This window comes from Caballeronia sp. LP006 (assembly GCF_031450995.1).
Classification (GTDB): Bacteria; Pseudomonadota; Gammaproteobacteria; order Burkholderiales; family Burkholderiaceae; genus Caballeronia.
This window is the reverse complement of record NZ_JARTVW010000005.1, coordinates 1,459,884-1,476,324: the sequence shown is the minus strand read 5'-3', so window position 1 is coordinate 1,476,324 and position 16,441 is coordinate 1,459,884. Positions and strand designations below refer to the sequence as shown.

General features: G+C 59.4%; 11 protein-coding genes and 1 riboswitch. Of the genes, 7 read left to right on the top strand and 4 right to left on the bottom strand.

Annotated elements, in window-relative coordinates; all coding sequences use genetic code 11:
* Nucleotides 1-374: 374 nt before the first annotated feature.
* The 3 genes from P9250_RS23480 to P9250_RS23470 form a co-directional block, all read right to left on the bottom strand.
* Nucleotides 375-1,244 (bottom strand): glycosyltransferase family 25 protein, encoded by an 870-nt coding sequence (locus P9250_RS23480; RefSeq protein ID WP_310395460.1) that lies wholly within the window; start codon nucleotides 1,242-1,244, stop codon nucleotides 375-377.
* Nucleotides 1,245-1,454: 210 nt separating this feature from the next.
* Nucleotides 1,455-3,740, bottom strand: coding sequence for a hypothetical protein (locus P9250_RS23475; protein WP_310395458.1), 2,286 nt, complete (start codon nucleotides 3,738-3,740; stop codon nucleotides 1,455-1,457).
* Between the two features lie 853 nt (nucleotides 3,741-4,593).
* Entirely contained in the window at nucleotides 4,594-5,532 is a 939-nt protein-coding gene (locus P9250_RS23470; RefSeq protein ID WP_310395456.1) for an EamA family transporter, read from the bottom strand.
* 301 nt (nucleotides 5,533-5,833) lie between these two features.
* Nucleotides 5,834-5,973: riboswitch (TPP riboswitch) on the top strand.
* Between the two features lie 177 nt (nucleotides 5,974-6,150).
* On the opposite strand from P9250_RS23470, the gene thiC reads away from it, so the two are divergent.
* The 6 genes from thiC to P9250_RS23440 all read left to right on the top strand — a co-directional run bounded on the left by thiC (nucleotide 6,151) and on the right by P9250_RS23440 (nucleotide 13,181).
* Nucleotides 6,151-8,082 carry a phosphomethylpyrimidine synthase ThiC gene (thiC, locus tag P9250_RS23465; protein WP_310395454.1) on the top strand — a complete coding sequence of 644 codons (1,932 nt, stop codon included), beginning with the start codon at nucleotides 6,151-6,153 and terminating at the stop codon, nucleotides 8,080-8,082.
* A 220-nt stretch (nucleotides 8,083-8,302) separates the two neighbouring features.
* Complete coding sequence (locus P9250_RS23460; RefSeq protein WP_244827561.1) at nucleotides 8,303-8,515, top strand: glycine zipper domain-containing protein; 213 nt, start codon at nucleotides 8,303-8,305, stop codon at nucleotides 8,513-8,515.
* 207 nt (nucleotides 8,516-8,722) lie between these two features.
* Entirely contained in the window at nucleotides 8,723-9,268 is a 546-nt protein-coding gene (locus P9250_RS23455; RefSeq protein WP_244827560.1) for a hypothetical protein, read from the top strand.
* A 643-nt stretch (nucleotides 9,269-9,911) separates the two neighbouring features.
* On the top strand, nucleotides 9,912-11,513 hold the full coding sequence (locus tag P9250_RS23450) for an L-lactate permease (protein WP_250508834.1): 1,602 nt from the start codon (nucleotides 9,912-9,914) through the stop codon (nucleotides 11,511-11,513).
* Between the two features lie 97 nt (nucleotides 11,514-11,610).
* Complete coding sequence (locus P9250_RS23445) at nucleotides 11,611-12,537, top strand: DMT family transporter (protein ID WP_250525650.1); 927 nt, start codon at nucleotides 11,611-11,613, stop codon at nucleotides 12,535-12,537.
* 119 nt (nucleotides 12,538-12,656) lie between these two features.
* Nucleotides 12,657-13,181, top strand: coding sequence for a hypothetical protein (locus tag P9250_RS23440; protein WP_244827557.1), 525 nt, complete (start codon nucleotides 12,657-12,659; stop codon nucleotides 13,179-13,181).
* A gap of 44 nt (nucleotides 13,182-13,225) precedes the next feature.
* Here the strand turns inward: P9250_RS23440 and arfB are convergent, their stop codons facing one another.
* Entirely contained in the window at nucleotides 13,226-13,633 is a 408-nt protein-coding gene (gene arfB, locus P9250_RS23435; RefSeq protein WP_250464280.1) for an alternative ribosome rescue aminoacyl-tRNA hydrolase ArfB, read from the bottom strand.
* Nucleotides 13,634-13,845: 212 nt separating this feature from the next.
* On the opposite strand from arfB, the gene P9250_RS23430 reads away from it, so the two are divergent.
* A complete protein-coding gene (locus tag P9250_RS23430; protein ID WP_310395450.1) occupies nucleotides 13,846-16,434 on the top strand; it encodes an FUSC family membrane protein in 2,589 nt (862 codons plus the stop codon).
* The last annotated feature ends 7 nt before the right edge of the window (nucleotides 16,435-16,441 follow it).

Below are 16,441 nucleotides of genomic sequence, written 5' to 3'. Positions count from 1 at the left end.
AGGCCTTCGTGTCATGCCGATGAAACTGTCGTTCGAGGGTGACGGCATTGAGCAATGCGCATGCCCTGCATCGGTGCGCAAAGGCGGCAGATATGACGGGAAGCCTTGCGCCGCAAGGCTTTGTTATTCGTTAGAAGAATTGCTCGGGCCGAGCGGGAAGGCCGACTAAAGCGGCGCCGGATACGAGCGAATGCAGCGCGCGGAGGAGGTTTTTACAAAAGGAAAGGCGGAAGGCGCGCTGGTTGAACAAGAACAGGTCACCGCCGTACCAAAGGCACCGAGCCGAAGTTCCAAATTAAGGTGCATCTGACCATTCGCCAACATGGTGAAGTCCGCCATAGCAGACAACAAACCAGAGTTTTTACTGTCTCCACTCAATAATCGGAAGAGCGCGACGTTTCGTATAGTTTCATGCCAAGCGTGTACTCAGGCGAACTTTCCGTTTCGCCGATCATGACTGCTATATTGGCCATATCCAACCGGTGTTCTCCAGCGAACAATAGACGCCGAATAGCGTTGGCAAGCAAAGCATCTGACACGTTGAGGTGAAGAAATTTAAATTGTTCGTAGGGAATAGTCGAGATGTTTTGAAACTCGGGCGTCGCTATGAATGGGACAGTAATGTTTGCATTGAGCTGGCCACTGGCAATCCAATCTCTATAAAGGATATCTACTGCTGCATTCGCGTCCTTATCGTCCGAAAAAAGCCGATGTAATGTCTTTTTTCCCTTGGGCGTTACGACATAAGAGGCGGCGCAATAAGCGAACACACCGCGAGCATCGATAATGCTTACCGTAGAGAGCGCGTGTCGCTCGACTTCCAAAGCGTCGCTACGCACCCGATTTTTCAGCCGACCTTCAGCAAGCGAAAGCAGGTAGGGAGTCTGTGCGCGAAACGCCACACAGTCAAGCAAGAGTACATCGCAATTTGGAAAGCTATCAACGAAACCATTGAGCGTTGCTTCATTCAGAATGCTCGGGAAATAGCGACTGAGCTCTACATCATCCTCCAAGATTAGAACTGCCGAGTCATCCTCGGAATTCAAGATTGCTTCAGTGTGAGACTGTCGGCAGGCCCAAACGCTGTTTTCGGCGGCATTGTCAAAAGGTCCGTTAGCGCGACCATCAATTGCCGGAAAGCGTGTGATCCAATCTGCGCATCCAAGTTGTTTTAGCTGAGCTTCAATCGACTGTCGTCGTTCCTGACTTCGCTCCAGATTTATAAATCTGCCTTCTAGCTTCATGGTTTTTAACCCTAACCAAATCTTTTTTTAGACATTTTACAGCAGGTAGACTCTAGCGCTTTTTCCAGCCTAAACGCCTAATCAAACTGACACTTATGCCGAAGCATTCAGATGATGATTTTTCAAAGCACAAGCGCCGGTTCGCCCGGAAGCTCGGCTGAAAATAATCGCGGGGGATTGGCAAGTAGCGCCCTTCCCCCGCGAAATCGCTTACCAGCGATAACCCGCCTGCGCCTTAAGCGCAACTGGGCCGCCGCTCGCCGACGAAACGGCCACGCCGACATTCAGGTTCGTCGTCGCTTGATACGCTGCCGCAACGCCGACAGCAGTCGAGGTGCCGTAATTCCCGACAGCTGCGCCAACCCATTTTTCACCGGTATTGAGCATCGGAATGCTCGGAATAGCCAGGGTCGACGCGGCTGCCCGGTCGCTGTAATGCTTCATCTCGTTCTTGGCATCCGCGACGGCTCGATCGGTATATACGTTCGCGCCGGCAATCGCGTTGTCGGTGTACGAGTCTGCCTGCTTCACTGCACTGGTCACTGCGCCATTCAGTTGATCGACATTCACCGCATCCGTTCCCTGCGTACCGGTGGCGACATTCGTAATTTGACGCGCGCTTTCAGCTGAGCCCACTGAAACAGTGTTCACGCGGTCCGCTACCGAGTTGGCGCCGAGGGCGATAGACCCGTCTGCGCTTGCATGAGCGTTCGCGCCTACTGCCAAAGAATGTGCAGCACTTGCGATGGCAACTTCTGACGAATCGCCATCAGCTGCAAAGAAGGAGCTTGAGCCGCCCGACAGTGCGACGACGGGTGCCGCGCCTACATTCGAAGTTGCGCCGACGAGCGACGGCGTGCCGACTTCGGACACATCGGCGCTTGCGTGCAAAGGCGTGCCAACGAAGGTTGCTCTCACGCCACCCTGCATAGCCGAGATGTTCGCTGTGTTTTGTGCAACCTGAGCGCTTACCGCGTTCAACTGCGACATATTAACAGCGTCGGTGTCGCCGACTCCACTTGCAACACCAATGATTCGCCTGCTATAGCCAAAGTCGCCGCCGACACTGACCACGTTGTCCAGGCCGTAATCGTTAGAGTTTGCCCCCAGCGCAACTGAATTGACTCCATACGATTGCGCGCCGGAGCCCAACGCAAGTGACTTGATGTTTTGAGCGTATGAGCCATTCCCGAAGGCGGCACTTTGCTCCCCTTCAGATCTGCTAAAACCACCCGCGGCAACGCTATACCATCCCGAAGCATTCGATTCGGCACCAAGGGCTAACGTGAACTTGTCAGTAGCTTGCGCGCTACCCCCGAGCGCGACCGCACTGAACTTCAGTGCCTTCGCTTCGTAGCCGAGGGCAACTGCATAACTGTCAGCGCCCACTGCACTGCCGCCGATCACCACCATGTTGTTGCCGCTAACGTTTATATAGCGCCCGATCGCGATACTGCTGTCCCCGGTTACTTGAGTCCGCGTGCCCAAGGCAATCGAATTAGGGCTATTCGCCTGCGCACTCCAACCCGTCGCGATCGCGCCATATGCGCCGGCGTAGGAACCTTCGCCAATCGCAATTGGGGCATCGCTACTGCCAGCGGATGCGTGATTTCCTAACACGGTACTGCTACCCGACCCGGATGCTCCGTTGCCAACAACCAAGCTGCTACTCGACCCGGATGCGCCAATCCCAACTACCAAGCTCCTATCAAGCGCACGTGCATTGGTTCCGAGCGCCGTACTATAACTATCGGCATAGGAACCAGCGCCAAGCGCAGTCGCACTATAGTCCCCACCCCAGGCATTCGTACCGATAGCGACACCGTTCAAACTCGCCCGGGCGTTCGCTCCAATTGCCGTTGCATCGGCATAGCTGGCATTCGCATGGGGCCCAATAGCGACGCTATTTTGTTTCGCGCTCGAACTTGCTCCAATCGCAACGGCCGCGAGATCACCCGAGTAACCGTCCGCAGTCGATGACACCTGTGCGCCGTTTCCAATAAGAACGCTACCTGTAACATCGTTGTATTGATTGTTCCCGATCATCGTTGCGCTGGCTTTGGCTACATTGCTATCGCCAATCACCGTCGCCGTGGCATTTACCGTATTGTTATCGCCGTAAATATTCGTTCCATCGCGCGATACCCCGGATGCCAACGAGTCGCCCCAACCCGTCACCGTCCCTGCAAATGCGCTTGACGTAGCCATCGCTGCCAAGCTGGTAAGCACCGCCAGCGTTACTGGTTTGAACCGAAAAGCATGAAATTTCATATATAATGATCGTATAAGAAAGACAAGTTGTGATGCGTAATTGCGCTGCGTTAGACGCCCGGCCAAGGTTCGTCTAACGTAGTTTTTTGTAGGCACGATAGTCGTCGCTAAAGCCTCCTTTATTGCTGTGCCAATGCTCGGACCGTTGTTAATAGAAACGCGGCGATAGCGGGTTGGCTGCATTGGTTTGGATAGAGATGCACCGATGACCAAAAACTCCGCCAAAAATCAAGCAATTCGTTTTTATTCTGTTGTTATCTCGTATTAAAAATCATCCATATGCCTTGAATGGCGTTTCTAAGCTCAACCGACTTCAGGATGGGATGGAGCCAAAGCGGATACCGAGGAATTTTGAAGGTCCTGCTCTTACTCGATTAATCAACCTGCTTCCAAACACTATAACCAATGTAATTGAAAGCAATGAAGCAACGCTTCAAATTTTTCGAATTTGCTTATTTTTGAGTCTATCGGGACTAGACACGGAGGGGGCCATTGCGCCTTGCATAGCGGACATGCTGCATTATGTCTTCATGAACGCAGCTCCATGCACACGAGTATGTGCCACGTTTTTTAAAAAACAATCGCTCAAAGAAGCTAAATATAAATGTGGATGTGGTCGCTACAGCGCGCCATTCATTCACGTGACATGAGTTATTTTTAGACGCCTATCGTGTGACGGACGTCGTGTGCAGACGCGGGAGGAAGTGCCCGGCAAGCTTTTCATTGGACGCCACCTGATCGCGCTATAACGCGTCGGTAGAGGAAACAGCAAGCTGTTTTAGCTCAAGCGTCCATCACCTGATCGAGACCATTCGAATTCGCGGCTAACTAGTTGCACTCGCGGCGGTTCGTGCTACGGCGTGCTATGAGAAAGGGGGATGGTGGCTCGGAAGCGCGCGAGATATCTTAGGTAATGAAACTGATGACGTAACGGACCACGGTGCTCTTTCTAACAAGTCAAGTCAAGTCAAGCTAGTCCCGATTCCTATCTACGATAGTTGCTATCTTTTTAAGAAGCGTCGGGCGGCGATTCAGTTCTATTCGAAAGCCCTTGCTTACAGGGGCCAGATTCCTACGCTCAAACCAACCCCCGCCGCCGATAATCAAACCAAAACGACAACGCAACGCTCATCAAAATCACGACCGTGGCAACAACCGTCCACTGCGTGATGATTTCCCCAAGCAACAAAGCGCCCAATAAAACCGCGACGACCGGATTCACGTAAAGACAACTCGTCGCGACAATCGTGCTCGTGTTCCGAATGAGAAAGTTATAAGCGACATACGCGGCCATCGATCCGATTACGACGAGATACAAGAACGAAAACCCCGCGCCCATGCTCACTTGGCCAAGGCGCTCGCCTGACACGAACGCGATGACAGTCGCGATAAGCCCGCCAAGCCCGATCTGCAACGCAGTCGACATCAGCAGATCGGAAGGCTGCGAGAGACGGCTTGCTAAATGCGCCCCGCCCGCCCAAAAAATTGCCGCGCACAAGATGGCAAGCGTGCCGACGGTCGAGCTCGGCGAGGGATCGCCATGATTGAGCAACACGATACCCACGAGACCCAGCGCCACCGCAAACCATTCGCCCTTCGCCACACTGCGCCCGGCAAGCGCGGTGAAGATCGTCGCGAAGAGCGGCACGGTAGCCACCATCACGGCAGCCGTGCCGGTTCCCACCGTGCGCATGCCGTAAGCCATCATCCCGCTCGACAAACCTTCGAGCAAAGTCCCGACGATCGCTGCATTCCGTACTTCACGCGCCGTCGGCCACACCGCCTTGCGATGCACGGCAATCGCGAAGAGACCGACGCCAGCGCACAGGTTACGCAGGCCGCCGAGCATGAGCGGCGGAAACGATTCGAGCGCCAGGTGAATGCCGAGATACGTCGATCCCCACACGAGATAAACGACGGCCAACGCGAGCGCGACGCGTCCCTTGAGGCTGCGAGGAGCGCGAAACGGAAAGCGGTCGGGAAAACCGAGCGGCAGACGCGGAGGTACGGCAGACATGCATTACTCCGCGAAGCGCGCCCGGATCGGGGCAAGAGACTTGCAATGGGGACTGCCGCCAATCGACCGAACGGGGCATGAGCTTGAAGAACGCGCGCGCCAGGTGACGAACGAGGCGGGACTGACGATGGACGGCATGACGGAGCGAAAGAAGTGCGGAAGCGACAGGCGGGGCGACTGCTGACGACATCCGGGTAAGTACCGAAAATCGCGCGCTCGCCATTATGCAGTAAGCGCCTGCGCTTCAGCGCAAACTTCGCGAACGGTTGCCAAGATGCCACGCCACGATGTATGGTGACGCCTGCTAACGCGGGGGTCCTGCGTTGCACATCGCGATTCGTCCGGCTGCGTCGACTGAATGGCCCGTGCAATGTGGGTGAGAAATACCCTTTGAACCTGATCTGGATAATGCCAGCGCAGGGAAGCGTTCGGGCCTCGGCGCACGGTATCTCTCTCACGCGCCACGTCTTCTCGGGCCCGCACCTTTCCATCTCGTTCCTCCCTGTCTAGCTCCTGAATCAGCCGAGCTCGCCGGCGTTCGTTTGTTCGTCGTTCATTCGATCGCCCGCGTGCTCGCTGTTAATTACCGTCCCTGCGACTGAAAAGGAGAAACAGCACATGAATGCGAATCCCAAGTTCCTGTCCGAAAACGCCATCGTCGATGCAGCCGCCATCGCGCCGCTGCCCAACTCGCGCAAGGTCTACGTGACGGGTTCGACGCCCGACATCCGCGTGCCGATGCGCGAGATCACGCAGTCCGACACGCCCGACAGTTTCGGCGGCGAAAAGAATCCGCCGGTGTACGTGTACGACACGTCCGGCCCCTACTCCGATCCGGACGCGAAGATCGACATCCGCTCCGGTTTGCCCGCGTTGCGCGCCGGCTGGATCGAAGCGCGCGGCGACACCGAGAAACTCGCGGGCCTTTCGAGCGAATTCGGCCGCGAGCGCGCCGCCGACCCGAAAACGGCCGAGCTGCGCTTCCCGGATCTGCATCGTCATCCGCGACGCGCGACGCCCGGAAAGAACGTGTCGCAGATGCATTACGCGCGGCAGGGCATCGTCACGCCGGAGATGGAATACATCGCCATTCGCGAGAATCAGCGCCGCGCCGAATACCTCGAAAGCCTCAAGACGAGCGGTCCGAACGGCGAAAAGCTCGCCGCGATGATGGGCCGTCAGCATCCCGGCCAGTCGTTCGGCGCGGTGCCGTTCGACAAGGACACCCTGAAGGCCATCACGCCCGAGTTCGTACGCGATGAAGTGGCGCGCGGCCGCGCGATCATCCCCGCGAACATCAATCACCCGGAAAGCGAGCCGATGATCATCGGGCGCAACTTCCTCGTGAAGATCAACGCGAACATCGGCAATTCGGCGGTGAGTTCGTCGATCGGCGAGGAAGTCGACAAGATGACCTGGGCGATCCGCTGGGGCGGCGACACGGTGATGGACTTGTCCACGGGCAAGCACATTCACGAGACGCGCGAGTGGATCATCCGCAATTCGCCGGTGCCGATCGGCACGGTGCCGATCTATCAGGCGCTCGAAAAGGTCAACGGCAAGGCCGAAGACCTGACCTGGGAAATCTTTCGCGACACGCTCGTCGAGCAAGCCGAGCAAGGCGTCGATTACTTCACCATTCACGCGGGCGTTCGTCTGCAATACGTACCGCTGACGGCCAACCGCATGACGGGTATCGTCTCGCGCGGCGGCTCGATCATGGCGAAATGGTGTCTCGCGCATCATCGGGAAAGCTTTATCTACGAGCACTTCGAAGACATCTGCGAGATCATGAAGCAGTACGACGTCTCGTTCTCGCTCGGCGACGGCCTACGTCCCGGCTCCATCTACGACGCGAACGACGAAGCCCAGCTCGGTGAACTGAAGACGCTCGGCGAACTCACGCAGATCGCGTGGAAGCACGACGTGCAAGTGATGATCGAAGGCCCCGGCCATGTGCCGATGCAGCTCATCAAGGAGAACATGGACCTGCAACTGGAATGGTGCGACGAGGCGCCCTTCTACACGCTCGGGCCGCTCACCACCGACATCGCGCCGGGATACGATCACATCACCTCGGGCATCGGCGCGGCGATGATCGGCTGGTTCGGCACCGCCATGCTTTGCTACGTCACGCCGAAGGAGCATCTCGGACTTCCGAACAAGGACGACGTCAAGACCGGCATCATCACTTACAAGCTCGCGGCGCACGCGGCCGATCTGGCGAAGGGTCATCCGGGCGCGCAGGTGCGCGACAACGCGCTATCCAAGGCACGCTTCGAGTTTCGCTGGGAAGACCAGTTCAACCTCGGCCTCGATCCCGACAAGGCGCGCGAGTTTCACGACGAAACCTTGCCGAAGGATTCCGCCAAGGTCGCGCATTTCTGCTCGATGTGCGGCCCGCACTTCTGCTCGATGAAGATCACGCAGGACGTGCGCGACTTCGCGGCCAGGCAAGGCGTCTCCGAAAGCGATGCGCTCGCCAAGGGCATGCAGACCAAGGCCATCGAGTTCGTGAAGAAGGGCGCGGAGATTTATCAGCCGACCTGAAGCAAACGCTGACTGTACGCAACGGCCTGTGCTTCCTTGCAGGCCATTTTTGCATGGCGCGCGCGTGCACCGTTTCGGGCATCTTTCCTGCTGATAAACGAACGAACCGGCGAAAAAAACGTTGCGGCGTCCGTCGATGAAAGCCAGATCGTGATCGAACGGCAGGACGCGTGGGCAAAGCCGCGGCCGTTTCATTGATCAATCGTTCTGGAGAGTCGACATGAAAATCATCAAACAAATCGGCGCCGCAGCAGTGGTCGTTTCCCTTCTCGCCGGACTCACGGCCTGCGACAACATGACGACGCGTCAACGCGATACGGCCGTTGGCGCTGGTGTCGGCGCCGCGGGTGGGGCCGTGATCGGCGGAAGCGCGTTATCGACGTTGGGGGGCGCGGCAGTAGGCGGGGTTATCGGCAATCAAGTCGGGAAGTAAGCGGGCGATCCACAGTCATCTCATGCGGCAAGCAGCGATGCTTGCCGCCGCTTCGATCAAGGGCTGTTTCAGGATTGATACACGCCGAGGCTTGTTAGCGGACGCGCGACGCGCACGCCGCAACGATCGAGTAAGCTCCTTCTTAACGGACCCTTCCTCGCAATCGCATAGGTAGAGTCCGGCAAGCCGCAAGCAAGGAGCAGCATCATGATTTCCCCGCGCATCATCTTCGGTTACAGGGCAGCGGCCGCATCGCTTGCTGCCGGATTACTTCTCGGCGGATGCTACCTGCCGTATCCCGACTACCCCGCTTATTACTATCCGCCGGTTCCCGCTGCCTACACGCAACGTGAGTTCGCGTTACCGGCGCAAGGTGCTTCGGGCGTCAGTGCCGCGAACGCGCCGTCGCAAGCTCAGTACGCAGTGGCCGCGCCGACAGTCGACTACTCGACGATCTATACGAGCACGCCGTATGCGCCGGCTTATCCCTATCCTTACGCGTACGCACCTTATCCCGCTTACGCCGCTTATCCCGCATATGCTGCTTACCCCGGTTATTACGGCTACGGTTATCCGTCGGTGTCGATCGGCTTCGGCTACTGGGGCGGCGGCGGATGTTGCTGGGGACGCGGCTATGGCGGCGGATGGCATGGCGGCGGCGGTGGATGGCACGGCGGTGGCGGCGGATGGCACGGCGGCGGTGGCAGTTGGCAAGGCGGCGGTGGACATGGCGGTGGCGGCCATGGCCATTGAATAAGGAAACACCACGCTCGAATGCGGCGTCGATGTCGCATTCTGCGCCGCTATTACCGAAAAAAGTAACAACTCTGAAACATTTCCCGGCAATGCAGACGCAGTTCGCTTGCCTTGCCACTCTGTACGATCGGTCACTTTCCTTATCCGACAAGGCCCTGGCGGATTACGCCGGTGCCTTGGCACGATTATCGCTAAATGGTATCCCTACTTATTGGACCGCGCGGGTGTCAGCCCAAGCGTTACCTATCGTTCTCGGGGATTGGACATGATGGCCTTCGCTTTTTTCCTGCTGTGGATGGTCGCATCTCTTGGGCTGCTCGCGCTCTGGGTGTTTCGCCAAGTGCCGGTATCGCGTCTTGATTCCAGCGCGGCACAACGAACAACGGCTACTCCAGCGACCGTCGAGAGCTGAGCGCCGCATCCCGCGAAACGCGTGACCAAGCGTCCGAACGGAGCAGATGCGTCACGTCCCTTTCCGCTTCCATCCGGCATCCTTACGCCAATATTCAAGCCTTGACGAGGGCCATCCTCGCCCTATTCTTAGTGAGCGCGTTATGCGGTTGCTTAAAGTCTTCGATACCACTCGAACCAGTAGTGAAGACCGCGGCATCCATCCAAGAATAGAGACACAGGAGACCCGATGTTCCATCAGATCCTCACGCCTATCGCGGGTTCGCTCGCGCTCTCCTTCATCGTTGCCGCGTTGCCTATCATCGTCGTACTCGTCATGCTCGGCTGGGCGCGCCGTCCCGCGTGGCAGGCTTCGCTTGCGGGACTGATCGTCGCGTTGATCATCGCGATGGTGGGCTGGCACTTCCCGGTTGGACTCGCGCTCGACTCCATCGCGGCCGGCGCCGTGTTCGCGCTCTGGCCGGTGATGTGGATCGTGTTCTCCGCGATCCTGCTCTACAACGTCGCGCAACGCTCGGGACGCTTCGAAGCGTTTCGCGTGTGGATGATCGACAACCTGCCGAACGACCGGCGCATCGTGCTCGTGGTCATCGGCTTTTCGTTCGGCGCATTGCTCGAAGGCATCTCGGGCTTCGGCACGCCGATCGCCATCACGAGTTCGCTCTTGATCCTGCTCGGCTTTCCGACGCTCGAAGCGCTCACGTTCACGCTGATCTTCAACACGGCGCCAGTCGCGTTCGGCGCGCTCGGCGTACCGATCACCGTGCTCGGCGCGGTCACGCATTTGCCCACCGATGCACTCGCCAAGATGGTCGGCCGCCAGTTGCCGTTCTTCGCGTTCTTCCTGCCGTTCTATGTTATCGGTATCTACGCGGGCTTTCGCAACATGTTGCGCGTGTGGCCCGTGCTGCTCGTCTCGGGCGGCGCGTTCGCGTTGACGCAGTACGTCACGTCGAACTACATCAGCTATTCGCTCACCGATGTCCTCTCCTCGCTCGTCTCGCTGATCCTCACCATAGCGTTCCTGCGCGTCTGGAAGCCCGCGCCCGACGAACGCTTCGCGGTGAACGTCGATCGCCTTGCCAACGCGCGCGGCAACGTCTCGGCCGCTCAGGGATGGATGCCGTGGATCGTCGTCTCGGTCGTGGTGATCGTCTGGACGGTAGCCAAGATATTCCTCATCGGCGACGTGAAGGTCCCGTGGCCAGGGCTCGACAAGGCGGTCTACATCACGCTCTACAATCAGCCCTACGGCGCGATCTGGGACTTCCAGCCGCTCGCCACCGGCACGGCGATTCTCGTGGCGGCTATCATCACCGCGCTCCTGGTAAAGCTGCCGGCAAGCGAGTTCGGCCACGCTATCGTCGATACCTGGGTGCAAACGCGCATTGCCATCTTCACGGTGGCGACCATCGTCGGGCTCGCGTATCTCATGAACTACTCGGGCATGAACTACACGCTCGGACTCGGGGTGGCCTCGGTCGGGCCGTTCTTCCCGCTCGTGTCGGCCTTTCTCGGCTGGGTGGCGGTGTTTCTCTCAGGCAGCGATACCTCGGGCAACGCGCTCTTCGGCAACCTTCAGGTGGTCGCCGCTCATCAACTCAATCTCAATCCTGTGCTGATGGCCGCGACCAATTCGTCCGGCGGCGTGATGGGCAAGATGATCTCGCCGCAAAACATTTCGACGGGCGTCGCCACGACCGAACTCAAGGGCAAGGAAGGACTCGTCTTCGCGCGCACCTTCAAGCATTCGATCCTGCTCACCATCATTCTCGGCATTCTCGTGTGGCTGCAGCAGAACGTGTTGACGTGGATGATTCCGCCACATTGATTGTTCCTTGCGGTCTCATCGGCGCGATGACCGACGGCACGCGGCGCGGTGCTAACATGCGCGGACTTTTCCTTGGAACACTGAAGTCCGCATCGTCATGTCACCCGTCAATTTGTTGCAACTCGTCTGTCTCGCCGCGCTCTGGGGCGCGTCGTTTCTCTTTATCCGCGTGGGCGTCGCCGAGTTCGGCGTCGCGCCGCTCATGGCCTTGCGCGTCGGCATCGGCGCCGTGTTTCTCGTCGCCATGCTGCTCGGCCGCCGCCAGTTTTCGAGCAGTCTCGCGATCATGCGCAAGCGTGCGCTACCGCTACTCATCGTCGGCATTCTCAATTCGGCCGCGCCGTTCTGCCTCTTCGCTTATGCGGAGCTGACGCTTTCGGCCGGCGCCACATCCGTCATCAATGCGACGACGCCGCTGTGGGGCGCGCTCGTCGCCTATCTCTGGCTGAAGGACCGCCTCACGACCTTGCGCACGATCGGTACGGCGATCGGTTTCGCGGGGGTGCTGCTGCTCGTGTGGAATCAGATAGAAGGCTCGCCCGGATCGGCGGGATCGGGCGCGGCGGGCGTGTTGGCGGCGGCCGCGGCGCTCGCGGCATCGGCGCTATATGGTGTTGCGGGCAACTTCGCGAAAAAGTATCTGATGGACGTCGATGCCATGACCAACGCCGCGGGCAGCATGATCGGCGCGACGCTCGTGCTCGCGCCTATCGCCTTCGTCACGTGGCCCGCCGCGCCGGTCTCCGCGCCTGCATGGGCGGCGGTGCTCGCGCTGGGCGTGGGTTGCACGGGTATCGCGTACTTCATCTACTACCATCTGGTCGCGGTCGTCGGTCCCGCGCGCGCGATGACCGTCACTTTCGTCATTCCGCTCTTCGGCATTCTGTGGGGCGCGTTGTTTCTGCATGAGCGGGTGTCGCTCGTCATGCTCGAAGGCTGTGCCGTCGTCCTTGCGGGCACCGCGCTCGCCACCGGCGCGATCAAGCGCCTGCCGTTTTCAGGACGCCGCAAGCTCGTAGGCTGAACTAGACTGCAAACAGCGCAGCCGCTGCCGCAGTGCGAGATTCATCGAATTGTTCAGATGCGCGTTGCATTTCGTGCAACGCGCCGGCATGCGCATCCATGCGTTTCCTGGAGCAGACCATGCACGACTTTTTCGCGAAGGCCCGGCACGAATTGATGAAGATGCTGCCGCCCACCTTGTTCTTCTTCGTCGTGCTGCACGTGGTGATGGTCGTGCACGCGCTCATGGTGAAAGGCGCCGGCCTGTCGATTCCCGCGTCGGCATCCGTGCTCGTCGCCTCGCTCATTCTCGGCAAGGCGGTTCTACTCGCCGACATGCTGCCGTTCATCAATCGCTATCCCGAGCGCCCGCTCATCTGGAATGCGGGATGGAAAACCGTCATTTACACGCTCGTCGCGCTGGTGCTCCATTACCTGGAGCGCTTGTTCGAGTTCTGGAAAGAGACGCATAGTCTTGCGGCCGCGCACCAGGACTTGCTGGACCATCTGAACTGGCCGCAATTCTGGGCCGTGCAGATTTTGCTCGTCACGCTCGTCTTCAACTATTGCGTCTTCGCGGAACTCGCGCGCGTGCTCGGACGCGGCAGGCTTAAGACGATCATGCTCGGGCCGCTCGATGTATCGCCCGCGGAGCAGCACGGCTGACGCGCCGCTTCAACTCCCGCTCGAATCCCGCTTGAATTCCCGCTTCAGTCGCCGTGCACCGGCCCGCGCCCGGCCTTGATCGCCCCGCGCCTGACCTTGCCTTCGACGCGCCGCACTTGCGAACCGCGCGTTGGCTTGGTCGCGATGCGCTTGCGGCGCACGATGCTCACGCTGCGAATCAGCTCGTCGAGCCGCGCGAGCGCCGCCGCGCGATTCATGTCCTGCGTCCGATATTCCTGCGCCTTGATGACGACCACGCCATCGCGCGTCACGCGGCTATCCGACAGCGCGAGCAGCCGCGCCTTGATGTGCTCCGGCAACGACGATGCGCGGATGTCGAAGCGCAGATGAATGGCGCTCGATACCTTATTGACGTTCTGCCCGCCCGCACCCTGCGCGCGCACGGCCGTCAGCTCGATCTCGTGCGGCGGCACGGCGATGCTGTCGCTCATCGGTGGGCTCCCTTGAAGATGTGTTCGGCGCTTTTCACGTGAGCATAACAAAGGCCGCGAGGCGCCGAAAAGCTGGCCATTCGGCCGAGTTCCGAACGAAGCGCAAGTGAGTTATAAGTGCATGACAAGTGCGATAGACTCAACCCGCCTGACCGCCTGGGTCCGGAGCGTGCTTCGCCCGTGGTCATAACGAGCGTCAAACCAGGAAGTCGATGCGCTATTCGTTCGAAATCAGGAAGTTCATTTACAGCCAGTATTTCTTCGGCGGCTTGCGGATCGCTCTGGGCGTGTCGCTGCCCGCCGTGCTCATGCTCATCGTGTTTCACAATCGCGAGCTGGGCTTCACCATCGCGACGGGCGCGCTTGGCGCGTGTGTCGTCGACATGCCGGGTCCGCTCAAATACAAGCACAACGAGATGCTCGCGTGCACGGTGATCGGCTTCTTCTCGGCACTCGCCACGGGCATTGCGACGGCGCATCCGTTGACGCTATGGCTCACGGTCGTGCCGCTCACCTTCGTGCTCTCGCTGATCGTCGTCTATGGCAACCGCTGGCCGCAGATCAGCTTCGCCACGCTCTTCATGATGGTCGTCACACTGGAAGAGCACTTCACGCCGATGCAGGCGCTCGTCAACGCGTCGTGGATCTTGCTGGGCGGCCTCTGGTACACGTACTGGGCCACGCTCGTGAGCCGGCTGCTCGTGTATCGCATCGAACAGCAGGCGCTGGCGCAGAGCATCTTCAGTTGCGCGGAATATTTGCAGGCGCGCGCCGAGTTTTACGACAACGACGCCGATCTCGACGAATGCTACCGAAAGCTCATCGAAAAGCAGATTGCGGCGGTGGAGCAACAGGAAGCCGCGCGCGACATCGTGCTGCGCAATCTGCCGAAAGTAAAAAGCCGCAAGCTCGACGCGCGGCGCGCGCGGCTTTTCAATCTGTTCATCAACGTGGTGGATCTGCACGAGTTCTTCGTCGGCGCGCATACGGACTATCCGCTCGTGCGCAAGACGTTCGCGGGCTCGGACGTGCTGATCTTTTATCGCGACCTGATGCGCAAGGCGAGCGCGGATCTCGAAGAAATCGGCTTGGCCGTATTGCAGAACAGTTCCGCGCCCAGGCAGATCAGCATGAAGGCGGAGCTGCGCGCTATCGAGTACGAACTCGAACTCATGCGCAAGCACGGCATGCCCGAGAAGAACGCCGAAGCCTACGCGGCCGCGGCGGCGGTGTTCCGCCGTTTGTGGAGCGCCACGCGCCTGATCGACAAGATGCGCCGCCGCACGCGCGATGACGCGAGCCTGATCGAAACCGAAGTGCAGATCGACCATGCGTTGTCGCGTTTCATATCGAGCCGGCGCGTGCCGTTCATGCAGATTTTCTCGAATCTCACGATGGCCTCGCCGAGCTTCCGGCACGCGCTTCGGGTCACGATCGCGGTGGGCATCGGCTTCTGGCTGGGACGGCTCTTGCCGCTCACGAACGCGTACTGGATCGTGATGACCACGGTCATCATTCTGAAGCCCGGCTATTCGCTCACGAAGCAGCGCAACACGCAGCGGATCATCGGCACGGCGATAGGCTGCGCGCTGACCATCGCGCTGATTCTGCTCGTGAAGGAGCCGCACATTCTGCTCATCGTGATGTTCGCGTCGATGGTGATGAGCTACAGCCTGCTGCTCTTCAACTATGCGGCGAGCGTGGTGTTCACGTCGTCGTATGTGCTCTTGATGTTTCATCTGCTCGCGCCGGGAAGCATGCGGCTGATCGGCGAACGGGCTATCGATACGGTGGTTGGTTGCGCGATTGCAATCGCGGCGAGCCATCTGTTCCCGTATTGGGAATATCGGCTGATGGGCAAGCTCGTGAAGGATCTGCTTGGCGCGACGCGCAATTACCTCGAGGCGAGTTGGTGGTGGAAGGCCAAGAGCGCGAGCGCGGGGCAAGCGGAGAGTAAAGCGCGTGGCGGTGCGGGTGCGGGTGCGGGTGCGGGTGCGGGTGCGGGTGCGGGTGCAAACACGCGCACGCAAGATTCGATTGCACCGGCCGCCGTTGCCACGGCCACCGCGACACAGACGCTAGACGACGCCGCCGTATCGAGCATCGTGATCGCGAAAGAAGCCGCCAACGAATCCACCGTCGATACCCCCGCGCTCGATCCGAATCTCGTGACGGCATCGGCGGTACGTGCCGCGAGCGCAACGGCGGAAAAGCTGTCGTCGGTGAGCATCGGCGAGAGCACGGCGGCGACCACCAGCAAGGGCGCATCGGCTGCCGCGACCGTCGCCGCCACCGCGCTGGACCGCGACTTCCGCTACCGGCTCGCGCGCAAGAACGTGCACATTGCGTTCGCCAATCTCGCGCAAGCGTTCCAGCGAATGATGCTGGAGCCCAAGGCGCAGCAAAAATACGTCGCCGAACTCAACGATCTGCTCGTGCAAAGTCACGTGCTCGCGTCGCAGATCACGGCAGCGGCGCCGCTTCTGCAAACGATCAACGAAGCCGAAGGTCAGGCGTTCGAGCCGTTGCAACGGACTTTCGGAATCGTGCGCGACAATCTGTCGGATGCACAGGGCGCGCTGCCGGAGCCCGCGCGCGAAGAAGCGACACCGGCGAATGCGGACGACATCAAGGAACTGCGCCGTGAACTCGACGCCATGGTCACGAATGCCGAACGCACGCAGGCGTTGCCCGCCGATGCCCTTCACGATCTCAAACTGCTTGCACATCAATGCAAGCAGATGCTTACGGCGTCCGCGCTGATCAGCAAGGATGCGGCGCAGATTCGCTTGCCGGTTTGAGGGGCTC

What these genes read in the sequence shown, in the direction of transcription:
- P9250_RS23480 (WP_310395460.1), bottom strand. Translation starts at nt 1,244, where the DNA reads ATGAAGCTAGAAGGCAGATTTATAAATCTGGAGCGAAGTCAGGAACGA.
- P9250_RS23470 (WP_310395456.1), bottom strand. Translation starts at nt 5,532, where the DNA reads ATGTCTGCCGTACCTCCGCGTCTGCCGCTCGGTTTTCCCGACCGCTTT.
- thiC (WP_310395454.1), top strand. Translation starts at nt 6,151, where the DNA reads ATGAATGCGAATCCCAAGTTCCTGTCCGAAAACGCCATCGTCGATGCA.
- P9250_RS23460 (WP_244827561.1), top strand. Translation starts at nt 8,303, where the DNA reads ATGAAAATCATCAAACAAATCGGCGCCGCAGCAGTGGTCGTTTCCCTT.
- P9250_RS23455 (WP_244827560.1), top strand. Translation starts at nt 8,723, where the DNA reads ATGATTTCCCCGCGCATCATCTTCGGTTACAGGGCAGCGGCCGCATCG.
- P9250_RS23450 (WP_250508834.1), top strand. Translation starts at nt 9,912, where the DNA reads ATGTTCCATCAGATCCTCACGCCTATCGCGGGTTCGCTCGCGCTCTCC.
- P9250_RS23445 (WP_250525650.1), top strand. Translation starts at nt 11,611, where the DNA reads ATGTCACCCGTCAATTTGTTGCAACTCGTCTGTCTCGCCGCGCTCTGG.
- P9250_RS23440 (WP_244827557.1), top strand. Translation starts at nt 12,657, where the DNA reads ATGCACGACTTTTTCGCGAAGGCCCGGCACGAATTGATGAAGATGCTG.
- arfB (WP_250464280.1), bottom strand. Translation starts at nt 13,633, where the DNA reads ATGAGCGACAGCATCGCCGTGCCGCCGCACGAGATCGAGCTGACGGCC.
- P9250_RS23430 (WP_310395450.1), top strand. Translation starts at nt 13,846, where the DNA reads ATGCGCTATTCGTTCGAAATCAGGAAGTTCATTTACAGCCAGTATTTC.